At 39.8% G+C, this 15,951-nt stretch carries 14 protein-coding genes and 4 tRNA genes; 9 read left to right on the top strand and 9 right to left on the bottom strand.

The features are described 5' to 3' along the window. Positions 1-2: 2 nt before the first annotated feature. Genes ACUTSE_RS13480 through ACUTSE_RS13470 form a run of 3 tightly spaced genes read left to right on the top strand, consistent with a single transcriptional unit; the run spans position 3 to position 1,688 of the window. Positions 3-1,022 carry a cbb3-type cytochrome c oxidase subunit II gene (locus tag ACUTSE_RS13480; RefSeq protein ID WP_445640606.1) on the top strand — a complete coding sequence of 340 codons (1,020 nt, stop codon included), beginning with the start codon at positions 3-5 and terminating at the stop codon, positions 1,020-1,022. Beyond that, positions 1,019-1,288 (top strand): hypothetical protein, encoded by a 270-nt coding sequence (locus tag ACUTSE_RS13475; RefSeq protein ID WP_115090132.1) that lies wholly within the window; start codon positions 1,019-1,021, stop codon positions 1,286-1,288. The genes ACUTSE_RS13480 and ACUTSE_RS13475 overlap by 4 nt, the downstream gene beginning before the upstream one ends. Position 1,289: 1 nt before the next feature. Continuing rightward, positions 1,290-1,688 carry a hypothetical protein gene (locus tag ACUTSE_RS13470; protein ID WP_002991912.1) on the top strand — a complete coding sequence of 133 codons (399 nt, stop codon included), beginning with the start codon at positions 1,290-1,292 and terminating at the stop codon, positions 1,686-1,688. Between the two features lie 523 nt (positions 1,689-2,211). Here the strand turns inward: ACUTSE_RS13470 and ACUTSE_RS13465 are convergent. After that, entirely contained in the window at positions 2,212-2,442 is a 231-nt protein-coding gene (locus ACUTSE_RS13465) for a thioredoxin family protein (RefSeq protein WP_445640605.1), read from the bottom strand. Positions 2,443-3,378: 936 nt separating this feature from the next. Here ACUTSE_RS13465 and ACUTSE_RS13460 point away from each other — a divergent pair. The 5 genes from ACUTSE_RS13460 (at position 3,379) to ACUTSE_RS13440 (ending at position 4,681) form a co-directional block, all read left to right on the top strand. Then, positions 3,379-3,448 (top strand) — tRNA-Ala (locus ACUTSE_RS13460). Between the two features lie 50 nt (positions 3,449-3,498). Continuing rightward, positions 3,499-3,568, top strand: a tRNA-Ala gene (locus tag ACUTSE_RS13455). Positions 3,569-3,618: 50 nt separating this feature from the next. Continuing rightward, positions 3,619-3,688: transfer RNA gene (locus tag ACUTSE_RS13450), tRNA-Ala, on the top strand. 57 nt (positions 3,689-3,745) lie between these two features. Beyond that, positions 3,746-3,815: transfer RNA gene (locus ACUTSE_RS13445), tRNA-Ala, on the top strand. A gap of 203 nt (positions 3,816-4,018) precedes the next feature. Next, positions 4,019-4,681 carry a phosphatidylserine decarboxylase family protein gene (locus ACUTSE_RS13440; protein WP_445640604.1) on the top strand — a complete coding sequence of 221 codons (663 nt, stop codon included), beginning with the start codon at positions 4,019-4,021 and terminating at the stop codon, positions 4,679-4,681. Positions 4,682-4,683: 2 nt separating this feature from the next. On the opposite strand, the gene pdxR is transcribed toward ACUTSE_RS13440, so the two are convergent. Together pdxR and ACUTSE_RS13430 are read right to left on the bottom strand one after the other, a co-directional pair. Next, positions 4,684-6,123 carry a MocR-like pyridoxine biosynthesis transcription factor PdxR gene (gene pdxR, locus ACUTSE_RS13435; RefSeq protein ID WP_445640603.1) on the bottom strand — a complete coding sequence of 480 codons (1,440 nt, stop codon included), beginning with the start codon at positions 6,121-6,123 and terminating at the stop codon, positions 4,684-4,686. Between the two features lie 206 nt (positions 6,124-6,329). Then, positions 6,330-6,872, bottom strand: coding sequence for a DUF1697 domain-containing protein (locus ACUTSE_RS13430; protein ID WP_445640602.1), 543 nt, complete (start codon positions 6,870-6,872; stop codon positions 6,330-6,332). A 185-nt stretch (positions 6,873-7,057) separates the two neighbouring features. Between ACUTSE_RS13430 and ACUTSE_RS13425 the strand changes: the two genes are divergently transcribed. Beyond that, positions 7,058-7,963 carry a DUF6268 family outer membrane beta-barrel protein gene (locus tag ACUTSE_RS13425; RefSeq protein ID WP_445640601.1) on the top strand — a complete coding sequence of 302 codons (906 nt, stop codon included), beginning with the start codon at positions 7,058-7,060 and terminating at the stop codon, positions 7,961-7,963. A 185-nt stretch (positions 7,964-8,148) separates the two neighbouring features. On the opposite strand, the gene ACUTSE_RS13420 is transcribed toward ACUTSE_RS13425, so the two are convergent. The 6 genes from ACUTSE_RS13420 to ACUTSE_RS13395 all read right to left on the bottom strand — a co-directional run bounded on the left by ACUTSE_RS13420 (position 8,149) and on the right by ACUTSE_RS13395 (position 15,864). Then, entirely contained in the window at positions 8,149-8,889 is a 741-nt protein-coding gene (locus ACUTSE_RS13420; protein ID WP_445640600.1) for a LytR/AlgR family response regulator transcription factor, read from the bottom strand. After that, on the bottom strand, positions 8,876-9,943 hold the full coding sequence (locus ACUTSE_RS13415; protein WP_445640599.1) for a sensor histidine kinase: 1,068 nt from the start codon (positions 9,941-9,943) through the stop codon (positions 8,876-8,878). The genes ACUTSE_RS13420 and ACUTSE_RS13415 overlap by 14 nt, the downstream gene beginning before the upstream one ends. A gap of 151 nt (positions 9,944-10,094) precedes the next feature. Next, positions 10,095-10,673 (bottom strand): porin family protein, encoded by a 579-nt coding sequence (locus ACUTSE_RS13410; protein WP_445640598.1) that lies wholly within the window; start codon positions 10,671-10,673, stop codon positions 10,095-10,097. 125 nt (positions 10,674-10,798) lie between these two features. Beyond that, positions 10,799-12,322, bottom strand: a complete 1,524-nt coding sequence (gene eptA / locus ACUTSE_RS13405; RefSeq protein ID WP_445640597.1) for a phosphoethanolamine--lipid A transferase EptA — start codon at positions 12,320-12,322, stop codon at positions 10,799-10,801. Next, positions 12,309-13,136, bottom strand: a complete 828-nt coding sequence (locus tag ACUTSE_RS13400; RefSeq protein WP_445640596.1) for a phosphatase PAP2 family protein — start codon at positions 13,134-13,136, stop codon at positions 12,309-12,311. The genes eptA and ACUTSE_RS13400 overlap by 14 nt, the downstream gene beginning before the upstream one ends. A gap of 319 nt (positions 13,137-13,455) precedes the next feature. Continuing rightward, positions 13,456-15,864 carry a TonB-dependent receptor domain-containing protein gene (locus ACUTSE_RS13395; protein ID WP_445640595.1) on the bottom strand — a complete coding sequence of 803 codons (2,409 nt, stop codon included), beginning with the start codon at positions 15,862-15,864 and terminating at the stop codon, positions 13,456-13,458. Positions 15,865-15,951 lie beyond the last annotated feature (87 nt).

Genomic DNA, 15,951 nt, shown 5'->3' with positions numbered 1-15,951 from the left:
TTATGGAAATCTTCAATAATCACAAGAAATTATACCTCCTAGCGAGTGTGCTATTTGTGCTGTTGACTCTTTTTGTAGCGCTACTACCAGCGCTAGATAATCAAGCTAAAATACAGCCTTTACCGGATGAGATACCCTTGAGTGACGCCGCAGTAAGAGGCAAGCAAGTGTTTATTGCCAACGGATGTGTAGCGTGTCATAGTCAGCAGGTGCGCAATGTTGAAATGGATCGCAAATGGGGAGGTCGACCTTCAATGTCTGCGGATTATGCCGGAAATAAGCGCATCGATGTATGGACCAATACGGCCACGTTGATGGGAACAGAACGCACAGGGCCTGATTTAACGGATATAGGCACCCGTCAACCGAGTATCGACTGGCATCTGGTGCATTTGTATAATCCGCGGATTGTAGTAAAGGAATCCATTATGCCAGCGTATCCTTTTTTGTTTGACTATAAGCAAAATCCAACCGATACGGATGTGGTGGTTGCTGTTCCGGAAGGAATGATGAAACCAGGTAAAGGACAAGTTGTTGCTAGTCAGGAGGCTTTAGATTTAGTGGCTTATCTACAAGAATTGAAACAAGCTAAGCTGCCAGAAGCAACGGTAGCGCCCGAATTTCTATATCCTTTAAAAGAGGCAACTGCCACAACAACAGGTGGAACTCAAGTAGTAGATACAGGCGTGGATGGAAAAAATCTCTATATGACCAATTGTGCCACTTGCCATCAGGCGAATGGGGAAGGTTTAGCAGGAGCTTTTCCGCCTTTGAAAAATAGCCCCATTGTGATGAGTGACAATCTACAGCTTTTTGTAGATATCATCTTGAATGGTTATGATGCGAGGGGGGAATACGGGGTTATGCCTGCAGTGGGAACTAATTTAAATTGGACCGCTAATGAAGTAACTGCCATCGTTAATTATGAACGCAACAATTGGGGAAATCAAGCCCCACAAGTCAGCGTGGAAGAAGTACAGCAAATCATGGATTATATTAACCAAATCAAAGAGAAAAAATGAAAGTGAAACAAAGTATCCTCGTGTTGGTGGTGGGATTGTTAGCCACCACAGGCTTATACGCTTGTCCTGTTTGTGAACGCAATCAACCCAAGCTCTTAAAAGGCGTTGTGCATGGCGCTGGCCCTGATAGTCAATGGGATTATCTCATTATTGGAATCGTTGCAATCATTGTAGTATTGACCTTGTTCTTTTCGGTGAAATGGTTGGTAAAACCAGGGGAGAAGCAAGGGAATCACATCAAAAGAACTGTTTTAAATGAGTCATAGTATGGAGCAAAAAAGCAAGGTGTATCTCTTTATGGATGAGGATACACAACCGCTGGCTGTATTGGAAACACCTATCACGTTTGAATTGGATACCCACCGACTAACGGATGGCGCCCATGTATTAAAAATTGTCAGTCAGGATTATACTGGAAAAGAGGGAATTCGAACGATTCCCTTTACGGTTAAGAATGGCCCTTCGATTGAAGTGGAAGGTATCAAAGAACAAGCAGTGGTGGATGGCGTTGTCGATATTATGATTAATGCCTATGGAAAAGGAGATCCCAAAACGTTTTTGGTGACGGGTAGTGAAACACCGCAAAGTATTCCGTATTGGGTGTGGATTACTATAATTGTCGTCGTCGCTTGGGGTATTTATTATATGGTGAGGTATTTGGGGTAAGGGTGAGGAGGTGAGATTGGTGAGGAGATGAGACGATGAGGAGGTGAAATCGAAACGCAGTGAAAATCGAAACGAAGTGTAGATTCATCGAACACAAAAACCAATATAAAATAGGTGAGATATATTCATCGAACGCCAAAACAAAATAGCAACTCGGTGAGATAGATGGTGAGATTGGTGAAGTACCTTACCTCATAACCTTTACCTCATAACTCATAACCTTTACCTGAAAATGAAAACTGTTAACCGTATCTTCCTCTGACTCTTGTTCGGGTTTCGTTTGGGTCACCTTCGGTAAAATAGGGTTTAACCCACGTAAATCCTAGGATGATCCGAACAACTACCGAACAAACCTTTAGTGGTGTTTTTGATTAGCTCTGATAATCAGTTTTTTGTGTTTTTTGAAATAGCCCAAAAAGGAGTAAAAACGGAAAAAAAGGAATAAAAAAGGAAGTTTTACTGTATAGGTATTGCCTAAATAAAAAAAAACGCTAAGAGTACCACTCTTAGCGTTTTTTGTGTTCTATTTTAAATCAGCAATAGAAGCTCCAAAGTTGATGTGTAACACATGGCCATTCGGTAAAACTAATGCGGGAACGGATTGTACTCCAGCGCGTTCTGCGTCTTGTACCTTTTCTTGCTCTTCTCCTAAGTGAATAATTTCAATTGGGTGATCGGCAATTAAGTGTAATAAGTCCTGCTCTGCGCTCACGCAAACGGGACAACCTGCATGATAAAAAACTACTTTTTTCATTTTACATCGTGTTAAATTGATTATTCAAATTGTAGGTTAAAAGTAAGGCCCTTTGAAGGGATTGTTGTGGTACAGTATTGGAATATGAGGGTGGGCCAGGAGGGATTTGTGAGGTTTGTTTTTTGTGAGGTTTGCTCTTTGTGAAATCGTGGGTTTTATCGATTAAAGGCGATTTGCAAAAAGCCTTTTGCAAAAAAACAAAACCAATTTACTTAAAAGCAAAAAACATCTTTACAAAAGACAATCTACCTCCAACGTAAGTCAAATAAAGAGCGTCAAATGTTTGAAAAGGCTGTAAAAATAAAAGGTGTTTGAGGGGGTGAGGTTTGTGCTTTGTGAGGTTTGTGAAATCGTGGGTTTTATTGATTAAAGAAAGACTCTGTTTAAAGAGTTTTTTTTGCAAATCGTCTTTAATCGATAAACCTACAACTTCACAAAAAACAAAAAAACGACTTAGCAGATAATAGAAAACTAATTTGACCTTTATTTGGATTAGTTGAAGGGTTTTTTGTTTCTTTTTTACCCTTTAAAAAAGAAAGGGAGGACTTTGTGAGGGGTGTATGTCATGCTGACGAAGGAAGCATCGCATCTGTTAATCGACGCTTGTTACTCTTACTAATACTCCGATTAGTTGCTCCACAGCAGGGTGTGAGCGCGGGATGCGACCCTTCCTGCGTCAGGGAGACATACTATTCGTGAGCGCGATCAGACTAGTAATTCCTTATAAAAAAGGAATAAACCTTCTATCTCAGCGAATCTTGCAACTTCACAAAAAAGCAAAGAGCAACCCTCACAAACCCCCTTCTGGACCACCCTTAAAATCGCAATTCTGTATCATTCTAGTCCTCCAGAGAGGCTGTATGTTTGTATCAAATTAGTTAAGGGTTGAGGGTTATGGGTCGACAGTTAACAGTGGTAAACCGTAAACCAAAAAATGGTTCTGTGGCTGAGTGGTAGGCCTGGTTACGCAATAACCAGTAGGTTGGTTCGAATCCAACCGGAACCTCTAGATTAGTTAACGGTTGACAGTGAACCGCAAACTGTACACCAAAAAATGGTTCTGTGGCTGAGTGGTAGGCCTGGTTACGCAATAACCAGTAGGTTGGTTCGAATCCAACCGGAACCTCGAGATTAGTTAACGGTTAACAGTGAACCGAAAACTGTACGCCAAAAAATGGTTCTGTGGCTGAGTGGTAGGCCTGGTTACGCAATAACCAGTAGGTTGGTTCGAATCCAACTGGAACCTCGAGATTAGTTAACGGTTGACAGTGAGCCGTAAACCGTAAACTGTACGCCAAAAAATGGTTCTGTGGCTGAGTGGTAGGCCTGGTTACGCAATAACCAGTAGGTTGGTTCGAATCCAACTGGAACCTCAAATTAGTTAATGGTTGACAGTGAATAGTTAACGGTGAATGGTTTACAGTTAACAGCGGTACACCGTACACCGTGCACTACACACAACATCATCTTTAATTTTTTACATCCTTCTTGTCATCTGCTGTTTGGTTTCAACTCGCTGTCATTTCGGTTGACCGCAGCAGGTACTTGGAGGGACTCACTTTTAAATATCAATTTCATGAAATTACACCGAGAAGGAAAAGGTCCGATTACTGTTGCGTGTTGCGTATTTTTATTGTGCAACGGATTAGCGTTTGGTTTACTGAGTACAACGTTGTGGTATGTACAAGGGTTTATTTTGCTCTTAACTTCCGTTTTATTGGGTTTAGTCCTTTTTTTCTTTCGAATTCCAAAGCGTGTATTGATTCAAGGCGACTCCTGTATTCAAGCGCCTTGTGATGGTACCGTAGTGGTGATTGAAGAAGTAGAACCCGATGAGTATTTCAGTGAAAAGCGCTTGCAAATTTCCGTTTTTATGAGTGTGCTTAATGTGCATGTCAACCTAAATCCCATTGAAGGCGAAGTCGTGTATAGCTGTTACCACAAAGGAAAAAACTTGGTGGCTTGGCATCCGAAATCTTCCACTGAAAATGAGCGCCATAGTGTTGTTTATAAGCATGCTAATGGCAAAGAAGTGCTGGCGAAGCAAATTGCAGGTGCTTTGGCTAATCGCATTGTCAACTATTTGCGCATAGGTGAACGAGCTATGCAAACAGAAGAAATGGGGTTTATTAAGTTTGGATCACGGGTGGATCTACTCTTGCCTTTGGATTGTACGGTGAACGTACAACTAGGGGATAAAGTAGAAGGGGGAATCACAACCTTAGCGCAATGGAAATAAGCTTAGGGTTCGTATTCCTGTAGGCATTCACTGATGAGGCGAACTCCTCGCTCTAGTTCTAGGGTAGAAAGCGTACCAAAACTCAAACGCAATCCATCCGCTGTAGTGGAAGGTGCATAGTAGTCATTTGGATTGACTAGCTGAACGCCTTTCGCTGCTAAGCGTTGAATGAATAGGGTATAATCAAGCGGATATAGCGGTTTAATCCAAAAGGCTAATCCACCGTCTGGAAGGTTAAACGTTACCCGATCCCCTAAGTATTTTTGAATGAGTTGACGTGTGAAGTCTCTTTTCTCTTTGTATAAACTTGTCGCTTTTTTAATATGTTTTTTGATCATGCCGTCTTCAATAAGTTGAAGTACGGCTTGTTCCATGATACGATCTCCTTGAATATCGATGATTTTTCTCAATTGGGTTATTTTTTCAATCAAGCTGTTGTGACTTGTTACTAAGAAACCGACGCGGAGTGCTGGCGCTACAACCTTACTTAAGGTGCCAATGTAGACGTAATTTTCCAGTTCGGGGTAACTACACAGCGGTAGTACAGGTCGGTAGGTATAGTGAAACTCATTGTCATAATCATCCTCAATGACGGTAATATTGTATTGATTCGCCAGTTGAATAATCTCTAGGCGTCGTTGTAGACTCAGTGTTACGGTTGTTGGAAATTGATGGTGAGGGGTGAGGTAAACGGCTTTAATCGTTGTATTTTGTTGCAGTCTTTCTCTCATGGTTTCCACGCAAATGCCCTCTGCATCAACTGGAATGGGAACCAAGGTTGCCCCTGCGTGTTCAAAAGCTTGCCAAGCAGATTGATAACCGGGGTTTTCCACTAAAATAGCATCTCCTTTTTGAAGTAAACATTGCGCAATCAAATAGATGGCCATTTGCCCCCCACGTGTGATGCATACACAATCTTCTTTTACGTGCATGCCTCGCTGGTGGTTGAGCATATGCGCAATATGTTGAATAAATCGAGGATCCCCTAGCGCATTGCCATATCCCATCATTTGCCATTTTGCATTTCGGTTGAAAATTTGTCGATAGGCACGGGCTAATTCTTTGACTGGTACAATTTTACTATCCGGGTATCCATTGTCAAAAACAAGTGGCGCAGGATGTTGTAGGTCCGCAGCTGTTAGCGTAACTGAAGGAGTTTTACTTTTTACTGGTCTAGATTGGGGCATCGTTTGCGCAATATAGATGCCTTTGCGCTCTACAGATACCAACCACTCTTCATCTAATAAAACACTAAGGGCTTTGACAATCGTATTGCGGTTGACCGTCAACATTTCTGCCAAGGTTCGCGTACTCGGTAGAATATCACCTTTTTGAAGTCTGCCCTGTTGGATAGCATCAATAATAGCATCCGCTATTTGCAGATAAATGGGTTTGTCAGCCGTTTGATCGAAGCGAATTTCTAGTTTCCAAAGCCTTTTCATATGGACTATGTAATAATGTTTATTAAACAAGAGTAAGTAGACCAAAGATACACAATATAACGCTAGTGACCAATGCTTATTTCTTCTTTATTCCCTGTGTTCTAGAGAAAGGAAAATGAAGCTATGTTGTTTATATACAATGAAGTATTCGCCAAATAAAAGATAAGTTGGGCGCTAGAAGAAGGGTCATTCTATAAAATATAAGTTTATTGTAGCGGTGCTGCTAGTTCCAGTAGTTTCAAACAGGTTTTATAATTGCGGGTAGTAGCCACGACATGCAGTTTTTGTTCCAGTAAAGCATTGGTTATTTTGGTTTTACCGTATCCATTTGTTGCGACGAAATAAGCTGCTGTATCCGTTAGGGCTAAGTGTTCTTCGGGTGCTTTTTTATCTAGCAAAGCTGCGGGTTCGAACACTGTAGGTTTGGAATTAAAAAAGGAAATATACAGCTGTGCTTGTTGCTTAGGCTGTGTAAAAGGACAGTGGTCCAGGATTGTTTGAAGGGAAGTAAGCGGTAGTGTAAGAACGGAAACGAGTAAACCCAGTTGGTCCGTTAAGGCCTGTTCGATGCGATTTGTGATTGTATTGACATCCGTTTCTTCCGATTGAAAGATGACGTTACCACTTTGAATATACGTTTGTACCTGGGCAAATCCGATCGTGTGGAAGAGCTGTTTTAGAACATCCATCGTAATTTTATTCTTACCACTTACGTTAATAGCGCGAAGCAAAGCAATATAGGTTGTCATACAGTTGAGGTTGAAATTGATCGGACAAAGATAGCAGATTCCTCTTATTTAGTTGTCTTTCGCTCTCTCATTCTTGGATTAGGTTATGCCGGTACAGGTGCTATTCATCAAATAAAATAAACCAGTGGTCAAAGAGATTCGCGCGGTTGAGGGATTTGGAATTGATTTGCACTAAAATCAAAGAAATGAAGATACGTTTAGTTGCCGTTTGTTGGGCTTTCCTTTTAGGAGTGTTAACGATGCAGTCACAAGAAAAGATGATAGGAGAATTTAAGGTGGATTATGTCCCTTTTTCCAACTATGTACGACCGATAGACAGTTTGAAAACACCTGCGAAAACAGATTTTAGAAGAGCAGAAATAAACATTGAAATTCCCCTATCCATGCACATGGATAAGCGTGGAAAACCGCGTACTTGGTCCATTATTGCACAAGGAGCCTATGCTAAAATGCAGCATAAATTATATGAAGAAGAGCTATTTCCGACTGAACTATTAAATGCGCAAATTGGGGTTAAACACTTTCGTTCGATTAGCGACTCTTGGTCCCTTTTAGTGATGGGAACCGTTGGTTTATATACAGATATGGAAGTGATTAATAGTCAGGCTATCTTGGGACAAGGAGGGGTGTTTTTCATCAAGCATTTCAACAAGAAAGTAGCCTTGGGAGTGGGACCTGTTTTGACGAATAGTTTTGGGGTACCTATGGTTTTACCAGGTATTTATTTTAATTGGGAAACCCATGGTGATTTCTATGTACGCGTAGCTTTCCCTCAAGGCGCAGAAGTAGGGTATAAGGTCAATGAAATGGTGGATGTAAAGCTAGCAGCTGATTTACAAGGGATGACGGCGGTGATTAAACAAGACGACAAAAATATGCTCTTGGGATTCCAACAGATTGTTGCCGGTTTGCGACCGGAGTTTAAGTTTAATGACCATCTAACTTTGTCTCTAACCGCAGGTAGTTCGCTTGTTCGTTCCTTTTCGTATAATGAGCGCAAGATTAAGAATATTTTTAAAGAGAAAAAAGAAGCCGATCCACGATTCACCACGACGTTTTACGGTGCCGTAAAATTAAAGTGGGCCCTGTAGGGGCAAATGGCAATTTGCCCCTAACATGACAAATAAATAAAGAAGAAAAGGCCATTTGCCCCTGATGTATTGGCAAATGGCAATTTGCCCCCTAACATGACAAATAAATAAAGAAGAAAAGGCCATTTGGCCTTACAAAACAATAAGCAAATAAAAAAGAGACGAATTGTAATTCGTCTCTTTTTTTATTTGCTTAATAAGTTTTTATAGATAATATCATTGAGGAGTGCTTCCTTACGCAAACGTGCGATGGGTAAAGAAGTACCTTGGATGAGGACCTTATTCCCAGAAATAGAACTCATGTGGTTGATGTTAATGAGATAGGATTTGTGTATTCTAAAAAAGTGTTCTTTGGGTAATAACTCCTCTAAGGCTACCATTGTTTGGTGGATGATATAGCTTTTTTGGGGGGTGTGAATGCGGACATAATTTTGCATGCCTTCGATGTAGAGGATGGTTGCCCATTGAATTTTGACAAAACTATCCTCGTGTTTAATATACATGGAGCCATCCGCTAAGCCTAGTTCTGCTTTCTGTTGATGTTTCAGCTCATACCATTCTTTGGCTTTTAGGGCAGCTTGATAAAAGCGTTTAAAGGCGATGGGTTTTAGTAAGTAGTCTACAATTTGCAAGCGGTAGCCCTCTAACGCATGTTCCGAATAAGCCGTTGTAAAAATAACCATGGGCGGTTGACTAATAGCTTCTAAAAAATCAATACCCGATAAATAAGGCATATTGATATCGAGGAAGAGCAAATCAAACTTATCCTTACTCATTAATTCTTGAGCCTCTAATGCAGATCCACACGAAGCTGTGGCAGTTAAAAAGTCTACTTGCGCAATAAAATCCACAATAGCTCTTCGCGCTAGAGGTTCATCATCAATGACGAGGCATTTTAGTTGGAGTGTATTTTTATCTGTTGTCATGGTTTAAATCAATTTGGAGCACTACAGTAAAGGTATCTTCTTTTTCCTCTAATCGAAACGTATGTGCATCAGGATATTGTATTTTTAATCGTTCTGTTATATTGACAATTCCAATACCACCTTGCTGTTTTTCTCTTTTGTATCGGTCGTTATAGGAATTTTCGATGGCTAAAGTTAGCTTTCCTTTTTCTTCTTTGCAGTGGATGTATACATAACCCTGTTGATGAGGCAATCGAGAGACGTGTTTGAAAGCGTTTTCTACGAGAGGAACCAGTAGTAAAGGAGCAATTTGCAACTGTTTAGTTTCGATTTCCCATACACATTGAACCGTGAGTTCCTCTTGCCATCGAATTTCTTCAATGGCTACTAGATCTTGTAAATATTGAATTTCTTGATGCAAGAAAACATGCTGTTGGTTGCATTCATAGAGCTGGTAACGCAGGATATCCGAGAATTTAAGCAGTACCGTTGACGCTAATTCTACGTTGTTTTGCATCAGGATGTGAATGTGATTGAGGATGTTGAACATCAAATGTGGATTGATTTGATCCTGTAGGAGCTTAATTTGCGCCTCTAAATGCTCTTGCTTCAATTTGGCATTTATCTGTTCAATTTTATAGTGTTCCTCATAGAATCGAATACCACAAGTTGTTGTTACAATAGCCATAGCAGAAGGAAAGGAGCTAAACAATTTATGTACAAAAAACTGTTGCCAAGTAACGGCACCTGCATCGCGGAGTACAACAGTATCGTTGACGTAGTATGGAAATAGCGTAAAGAGGAAGGAAATCAGTATATTTAGAAAAAGGATGCCCACAAAGAAAACCAGAATAAAGCGTTTCATTTTCCCCTCTTTTAAAGCTTTAGGCAGTACAATATCACTTAAATAATGGGCGATGGTAATAAAGCAAAACATAATCGTCAAGCAATGTAAAAGCCAATAAAGCGGGCGATTATTGATGTGGATATACGGCCATACCGAAAGAGCGAGGACGGACCAGAATAAAATAAAAAAAAGGCGTTTGTGTTTGCTTATATTGATCGTTGGATGCATGAATCACTTAAATTTGAACTACAAAGGTAAATAAAGGATAATGATTTGATTCCGTGAACTATTTTTTGACCAATGGAATGAATTTTTTGATGAATGGTTTTGGTTAAAAAAGAGAAAAGCACAGCCCTTAAGCTATGCTTTTTTCTTTTTATTACAAGAACATATAGCTGACCCCTAGTTGCACTTGATTTGATTTGGATTTGAAGTTTTTAGAAAGACTGTTTAATTGACGTGCATACGTTAATTCAACTGCAAATCGGCCCATCGTTACCACAGCACCTACTTGTGCTTTGACATTGTTTTTGTTGAGGTTCCAATCGCCCGTTGTTAGATTATCAATGGCGCTTAATTTGTCGTTGATTACTCGAGAATAAACACCCCCAGCTAATACATGAAGACGTACGGTATTGAAATCAAACAAGGTATAACCAATCGAAACAGGAAGGTCAATACTTTTCCATTTTGCACGGTCAATTAAAGGGTTGTCCAGAGAAGATTTAGATTCGCTGTACAATAGTTCAGTTTGAACGAAAAAACGATCCATGTGGTATTTTGCTGTAACCCCAGCAGAGAATCCCATAGCACTTGATTTGCTTAGGTTTTCTAAATTACCTGCAATATTCGCGTGATTTGACGCTACTTTTACACCCAGTTGAAAAGGATTTTGGTTTTGAGCATTTACACTACAAACGGCTAATAGCATACCTAAACTAAAAATTGTTGCTTTCATTTTAATGATTTAAATTATGGAAGCAAATAACCTTCAGTTTAGGTATTTAGACAATTTTCTTTGACCAAAGGAAGCTCTCTTTTGATTAGTAGTTCCGAAAGAAGGGTAACGGTATGTTTGTTGCGTTACGGTTCAAAAATATTCATCTTTTCATCATAAATAGGACTCGTTATACCTAAGAAATGGAGGACGCTGTGAAAGACGTGATGTTGAGATAATAAAGGATTAGGTTTGAGTTTTATAGCATCGTCAGACACCCAGACGATGAATGGGATCTCATACTGTTCTTTAGGCGCAAAGCTCATGGGTAAGCCGTGCATATACAGGTTTTTCTCTCCTAGTGATTCCCCGTGATCTGAAACAAATACCATCGTACTCTTGAAATCGGGCAAGGTTTGAAGGTCTTCAATGATGCGGTGTAAGAGATAATCCGTATAAACAATGGTATTGTCATACGCATTGATGAGTTCCTCTTGTTCGCAATTGGCTAGTTCTACACTAGAACAAACGGGACTAAATACTTCAAAGGCAGGGGGGTATTTTGTGTTGTACGTCGGTCCGTGACTCGTACTGCTGTGCAGGACCACCAGTATTTTGTTTTTCGTACTCGCTAAGATATCTTCTTTGAGGTTGGTCAGTAGTATTTCATCATAGTCACAATTGCCTGTTACACAATTTTGGCGCAACAGCTCTTTGCTTTGATAGTTTGCAATATGCACGGGAGGTTCTCCCCAATTGGTTGTTTTCCAAATGACGTCAACCTGATTGCGGTATAAATAATTGGGCAATATCTCATATAAGTCGTTGGTCTCTTTGTGTTCCAAAATACTCTTTACCCCAGCAGTTGTATAGGTAGCGGAGGATTGTGCATCAAAGTGATAGAGCTGTTTGGTTTGAGATAGGAGTGGGTTGGTATTCTTTTCATAGCCATAGAGGGAGAAGTTTTGCTTTCTTGCCGATTCCCCTATCACAAGTACAACAATAGATTTTTCCTCTGTAGTATGCGTCACATCAGGTAGGCGTATTTCTTTTTTGTTTTGCTGTGCTTGGTGAACATAGAAAAGCGCAGTATTAACGGTATAGGACCAAGGCATGGCTAAACCGCCCAACTGTTTGGAGTGTTTGTCAATCCACAGGAGATTCGTCGCATTCATCAAGACTAAGAGGATGATTCCGAGGAGTGAAGCCCCAAAGCTAAGGAGAACGGTTTTTAGCTGATCTTTGATTACTTTTATTCGATAGATTAAGATACTAGGTCCAATTCCTAAAAACAGAAAATACCCCACCAGTTTAAAAGAGAAAAAACTACTCGATTCTTCATAATTCGTATTCAATAGATTGCCAATCATACTTTCATCTATAATGATACCATAGGTATGGATAAAATAGAGGGCTACTGCATTCAGTGCAAAAAACAAACTCAAGAGTCCTTTCCCTAACCGATGTGCGAGCGCAAGGAAGAGGTAAAAAGCAAAGAAGTTAGCCAAGATCATGAGGAGAAATAGGCTACAGATTAAGGCAAGTTTATGAATCCCTTTGGATTCAATATGTTGAAATACAAATTGAAAAAAGGGAAGATGGTATAGCCCCGTATTGATGATACTCATCCAAAAGGCAAATGTTCGGGTTTGATATTTATTTTTGAACATAGCGTTGTGTCATTTTATAGAGCGAAAATAGAAAGCTGAGTAAAGCACAATAATAAATAAATAAGTTTTCACTTTGTATGCGAAAGAGCAAAATAATACAGCAGATCAGAAAAATAACAAAGAATACGGGATAGTACTTTTTGTTGTAAATCCAGGGCCATAAGGCATATCGTTGACTAATATAGGTTCCCAATATCCCTGAAGTATACCCTAATATACAGCCCACAAGTACATCCAAGGGATAATGCGCTCCTACGGCAACACGTGTAAAAGCAAAAAGTAAGCCCAACACGATCATTCCAACAAAGTATGGGATTTTGTACTTCTTATTTTGCGGACTCATCGCAAACAGGACAACTGTCAATACGGTAAATACCGTTATCGAATGTCCTGAGGGAAAGCTTGTCGATCCTGATAGTTTTTCTCCAATGATGTTGAATGTGGTATAGTCAAAGGCTTTTGCAGGTCTGGGAATTGCGAATACCTCCTTGGTTATGATAGCAAAGAGAAAGGAAAGGAGGGAACTAGTCAAGAGTGCTTCCCAAAGTTTAGGCGCATACAGAATGAAAAGCGTTAAAAAAGACAACAAGATTAAGGCATCACCCAATTGAGTGAGGTTTGCCAGGGTTTCGGGGGATTGTTGTACATGGTGATTGATAAAGTAAAACCAATCCTTTTGAATAAAAATATAGCCGTGGACTGATAGACAATCAAGACTATAAAGTACAAGTGCAATTTTCAACAAGAGCGCAAAAGGCAGTAAAAAAAAGACAACTGTAGGTTTTGAATAATGGGTGTGAATCAACTTGTTCATGTATAGAAATTAACTAGATTGCAAAAGGGTAGTAAAAAGGAAGCGATCTAAGCGATCTATTGGTGTAGTGGGGCTTGTATCTTCCTTTTGGTGGTGCAAAATAGCTGTGTCATAGTGTCTTATCAAATAATAAGGATGAACAGGAGGGGAATTATGATATACTGCGTTGGGCTATAGACCAACGGAAATAGAAGAGTATAAAAAAAGGAACCCTCAAGGGTTCCTTTTTGACCAATGATTCTACATTAAGCATTATGAATGAAGAGATCACGTAAAAATTTTGAATGCACTGGTCGTGTTTAAACATAGTTATTAATAGTTACTTTATAACCTTTATAGCAGGATGCGCTTTATTTAGTGTTGGATCTTCTTCTTTGTGTTCTTCTTTTTTGTTTTTACCTCCAAAATTGTAAGTGATTCCCAACTTGAATACCCTCATATCATTGTTGAACGTAAAACGCGTTTGTTGATTAGGATCTTCTAGAATGGATGTTCTAAAACCACCCGTTTTGAATAAATCACTTACCGCAAAGGTGGCGGTAAATTGATCTTGCCAAAATTTCTTACTTACCCCTACATTAACTTCCCCTAGTGAGCGATAGCTAAAGTTAGAGTCGATTCCACCATTTTGATACCAAGCCGTTACTTCCAAACTGAACTTCGCCGGTAATTTAAAATTGTTGTACGTAAATACACCAATGCTATTTTTGTTTGTATTGATTCGGTTATTATCAAACTTAGTATTGTAAAAATAAACACCGTGATAATTTTCCCAACCGTTGAATCCTGGAATGGGCAACGATAAAGACGCTTGCCATTCGCTTCTACTTTTTCCGTTGACACTAGTAAAGTAAGCGCTGTTTACGCTTTCATTAAAATAGCTATACAACATCGGATCTGTAATGCGGCTATATCCTAAAGTCAGATCAATAAAACCTAGAAATTGCTGCGTCAGTTCGATATTATTCGAAAATTCGGGTTGTAAATTGGGATTACCCCAAGTTTTTGTGGTGTTGTTGAGGTAGCGAACAGCAGGATTCAATTTGTCAAATTCAGGTCGTTCTATTCTTCGAGCGTAGGATGCCATGATGGCGTAGTTTTCACTAGGCGTATAGGTAACCTGTACGGTTGGAAATAGAGAAAAATAATCTTGTTTGACTAAGTTTTTATGCTGTAAGGTATCCCCATTGATATGGGTGTATTCTCCACGTAAACCTGCTATAATAGCCCATTTACCCTGTGTTATATCAATAGATCCATAAAAGGCATGTACCCCCGTTTTATATTCAAATTTACTTCGGTTCAGCTGATTGAGGTCTTCACCTTGCGCAAGTAAGGTATGTAAACGCTCATCTGTCTGTAAACTCGCATAATTGCTCTTGATACCAAATTCAACTTTAGCGCTCGATTGTGCTTCGTCCCATAAGGTGTTTTGATAATCTGATTTAAAATTAAACTCTTTGCGATCTGTTGGGTATACATTATGTTGCTTTGTCATCCAAGGGTTTCCAGGTGCAAAAGGAGCTACTTTTCCTACAATAAAATCTGTGACATCCGATTTGACATATACTAGACCCGCTGAGGTAGTCCAACTTTCTTTTTCTGCCAATTTATGGGTGTATTGTAGATCCGTTTTAAACGTGGTCAATTTACTTTTGCTGTCATTTTTTTGCATGGAGTGCTCAGGGGAAGCTTCTGTTGTACCTGTCGTTGTATGTGTCTTAACGGTACTTGGCGTATCATTATAGTCGAAAGATGTTGTTAAGCGCAAGACATGACCTCGTTCAAAGGTTCTCGCGACATCAAACTTAACTAGATGTGACTTGCTGTTCAAAAAGGTACGCTGAGACTGATCCAACCAATCTTGATTCACCGTTGCTACGTCTTTTTTCTCATAGTTCTCTCTCCATCGATCGGGCGCATAACTGTAGGAATACATCAAATTATAGTTCCAATGGTCATTGCCGTATCCGAGGTTCAAGGCGTGATCGGTACTAACTTTATGGCTAATACCCACTGTTGAATTTACAGAACCGTAGAAACCTTGTACTAATTTCTTTTTTGAAATAATATTAATAACACCACCCGTTCCTGAAGCATCAATATTGGCAGGTGGAATATTCATGATTTCAATCGTCTGTAGGGTAGAACCCGGGGTGCCTTTGAGGATGGTTTTCAATTGCTCCGTTGTGAGCTGTGTCGGTTGTCCATCCATGAGTACAGTTACACCTGATTTCCCTTTGATTTTAAGTTCTCCACTTTGGCTCATGGTCACACCAGGTAATGATTTCAATACATCATAAGCTGATTGTGTTTGCGCTAAATTACTTTGCTCAATATTTAAGGTTGCTTTACCAGGCGTTACCTTCAATGCTTTTCTATGGCTGGTAATAAGCACTTCATCGAGGATGTTTTCATCACTAGCAAGGGTAATTGCTAGCGGTGTATGGGCAGCAGCTAAGGAAAGTTGCTGTTCTACTGCCTGATAACCAATAAAGCTCACCAGCAGTTTATAATCTCCCTTGTTCTTGTTTATTGTAAAGCTGAAGCTTCCATTTTCTTCACTCATGGTCACGTATTCCTCTTTGGGATTATCTATCGCTTGTAAGAGTAAAGTAGCCCATCCAACAGGCTGATTTTGTGTGTCTTTTACTGTGCCTTTCAGTTGCGTTTGTGCACAGAGTACCCCGCTCAAGAGTAGGAATACTAAGAGTATTGTTTTTTTCATTTCTGTAAAATTAAAATTGAGAGGTACTGTACTTTTTTCTTTTTTGTAAGACCATCTAGTTGAAGTACAGTACTAAAGGGGTTCGGA

The sequence above is a fragment of the Myroides sp. TSA_177.3 genome (genome assembly GCF_052691955.1).
Note: the sequence above shows the minus strand (reverse complement) of the source record. Positions and strands in the feature narration are given on the sequence as shown.

Coding starts and splice junctions, on each gene's coding strand:
- ACUTSE_RS13480 (WP_445640606.1), top strand. CDS start 3: ATGGAAATCTTCAATAATCACAAGAAATTATACCTCCTAGCGAGTGTG.
- ACUTSE_RS13475 (WP_115090132.1), top strand. CDS start 1,019: ATGAAAGTGAAACAAAGTATCCTCGTGTTGGTGGTGGGATTGTTAGCC.
- ACUTSE_RS13470 (WP_002991912.1), top strand. CDS start 1,290: ATGGAGCAAAAAAGCAAGGTGTATCTCTTTATGGATGAGGATACACAA.
- ACUTSE_RS13465 (WP_445640605.1), bottom strand. CDS start 2,442: ATGAAAAAAGTAGTTTTTTATCATGCAGGTTGTCCCGTTTGCGTGAGC.
- ACUTSE_RS13440 (WP_445640604.1), top strand. CDS start 4,019: ATGAAATTACACCGAGAAGGAAAAGGTCCGATTACTGTTGCGTGTTGC.
- pdxR (WP_445640603.1), bottom strand. CDS start 6,123: ATGAAAAGGCTTTGGAAACTAGAAATTCGCTTCGATCAAACGGCTGAC.
- ACUTSE_RS13430 (WP_445640602.1), bottom strand. CDS start 6,872: ATGACAACCTATATTGCTTTGCTTCGCGCTATTAACGTAAGTGGTAAG.
- ACUTSE_RS13425 (WP_445640601.1), top strand. CDS start 7,058: ATGAAGATACGTTTAGTTGCCGTTTGTTGGGCTTTCCTTTTAGGAGTG.
- ACUTSE_RS13420 (WP_445640600.1), bottom strand. CDS start 8,889: ATGACAACAGATAAAAATACACTCCAACTAAAATGCCTCGTCATTGAT.
- ACUTSE_RS13415 (WP_445640599.1), bottom strand. CDS start 9,943: ATGCATCCAACGATCAATATAAGCAAACACAAACGCCTTTTTTTTATT.
- ACUTSE_RS13410 (WP_445640598.1), bottom strand. CDS start 10,673: ATGAAAGCAACAATTTTTAGTTTAGGTATGCTATTAGCCGTTTGTAGT.
- eptA (WP_445640597.1), bottom strand. CDS start 12,322: ATGTTCAAAAATAAATATCAAACCCGAACATTTGCCTTTTGGATGAGT.
- ACUTSE_RS13400 (WP_445640596.1), bottom strand. CDS start 13,136: ATGAACAAGTTGATTCACACCCATTATTCAAAACCTACAGTTGTCTTT.
- ACUTSE_RS13395 (WP_445640595.1), bottom strand. CDS start 15,864: ATGAAAAAAACAATACTCTTAGTATTCCTACTCTTGAGCGGGGTACTC.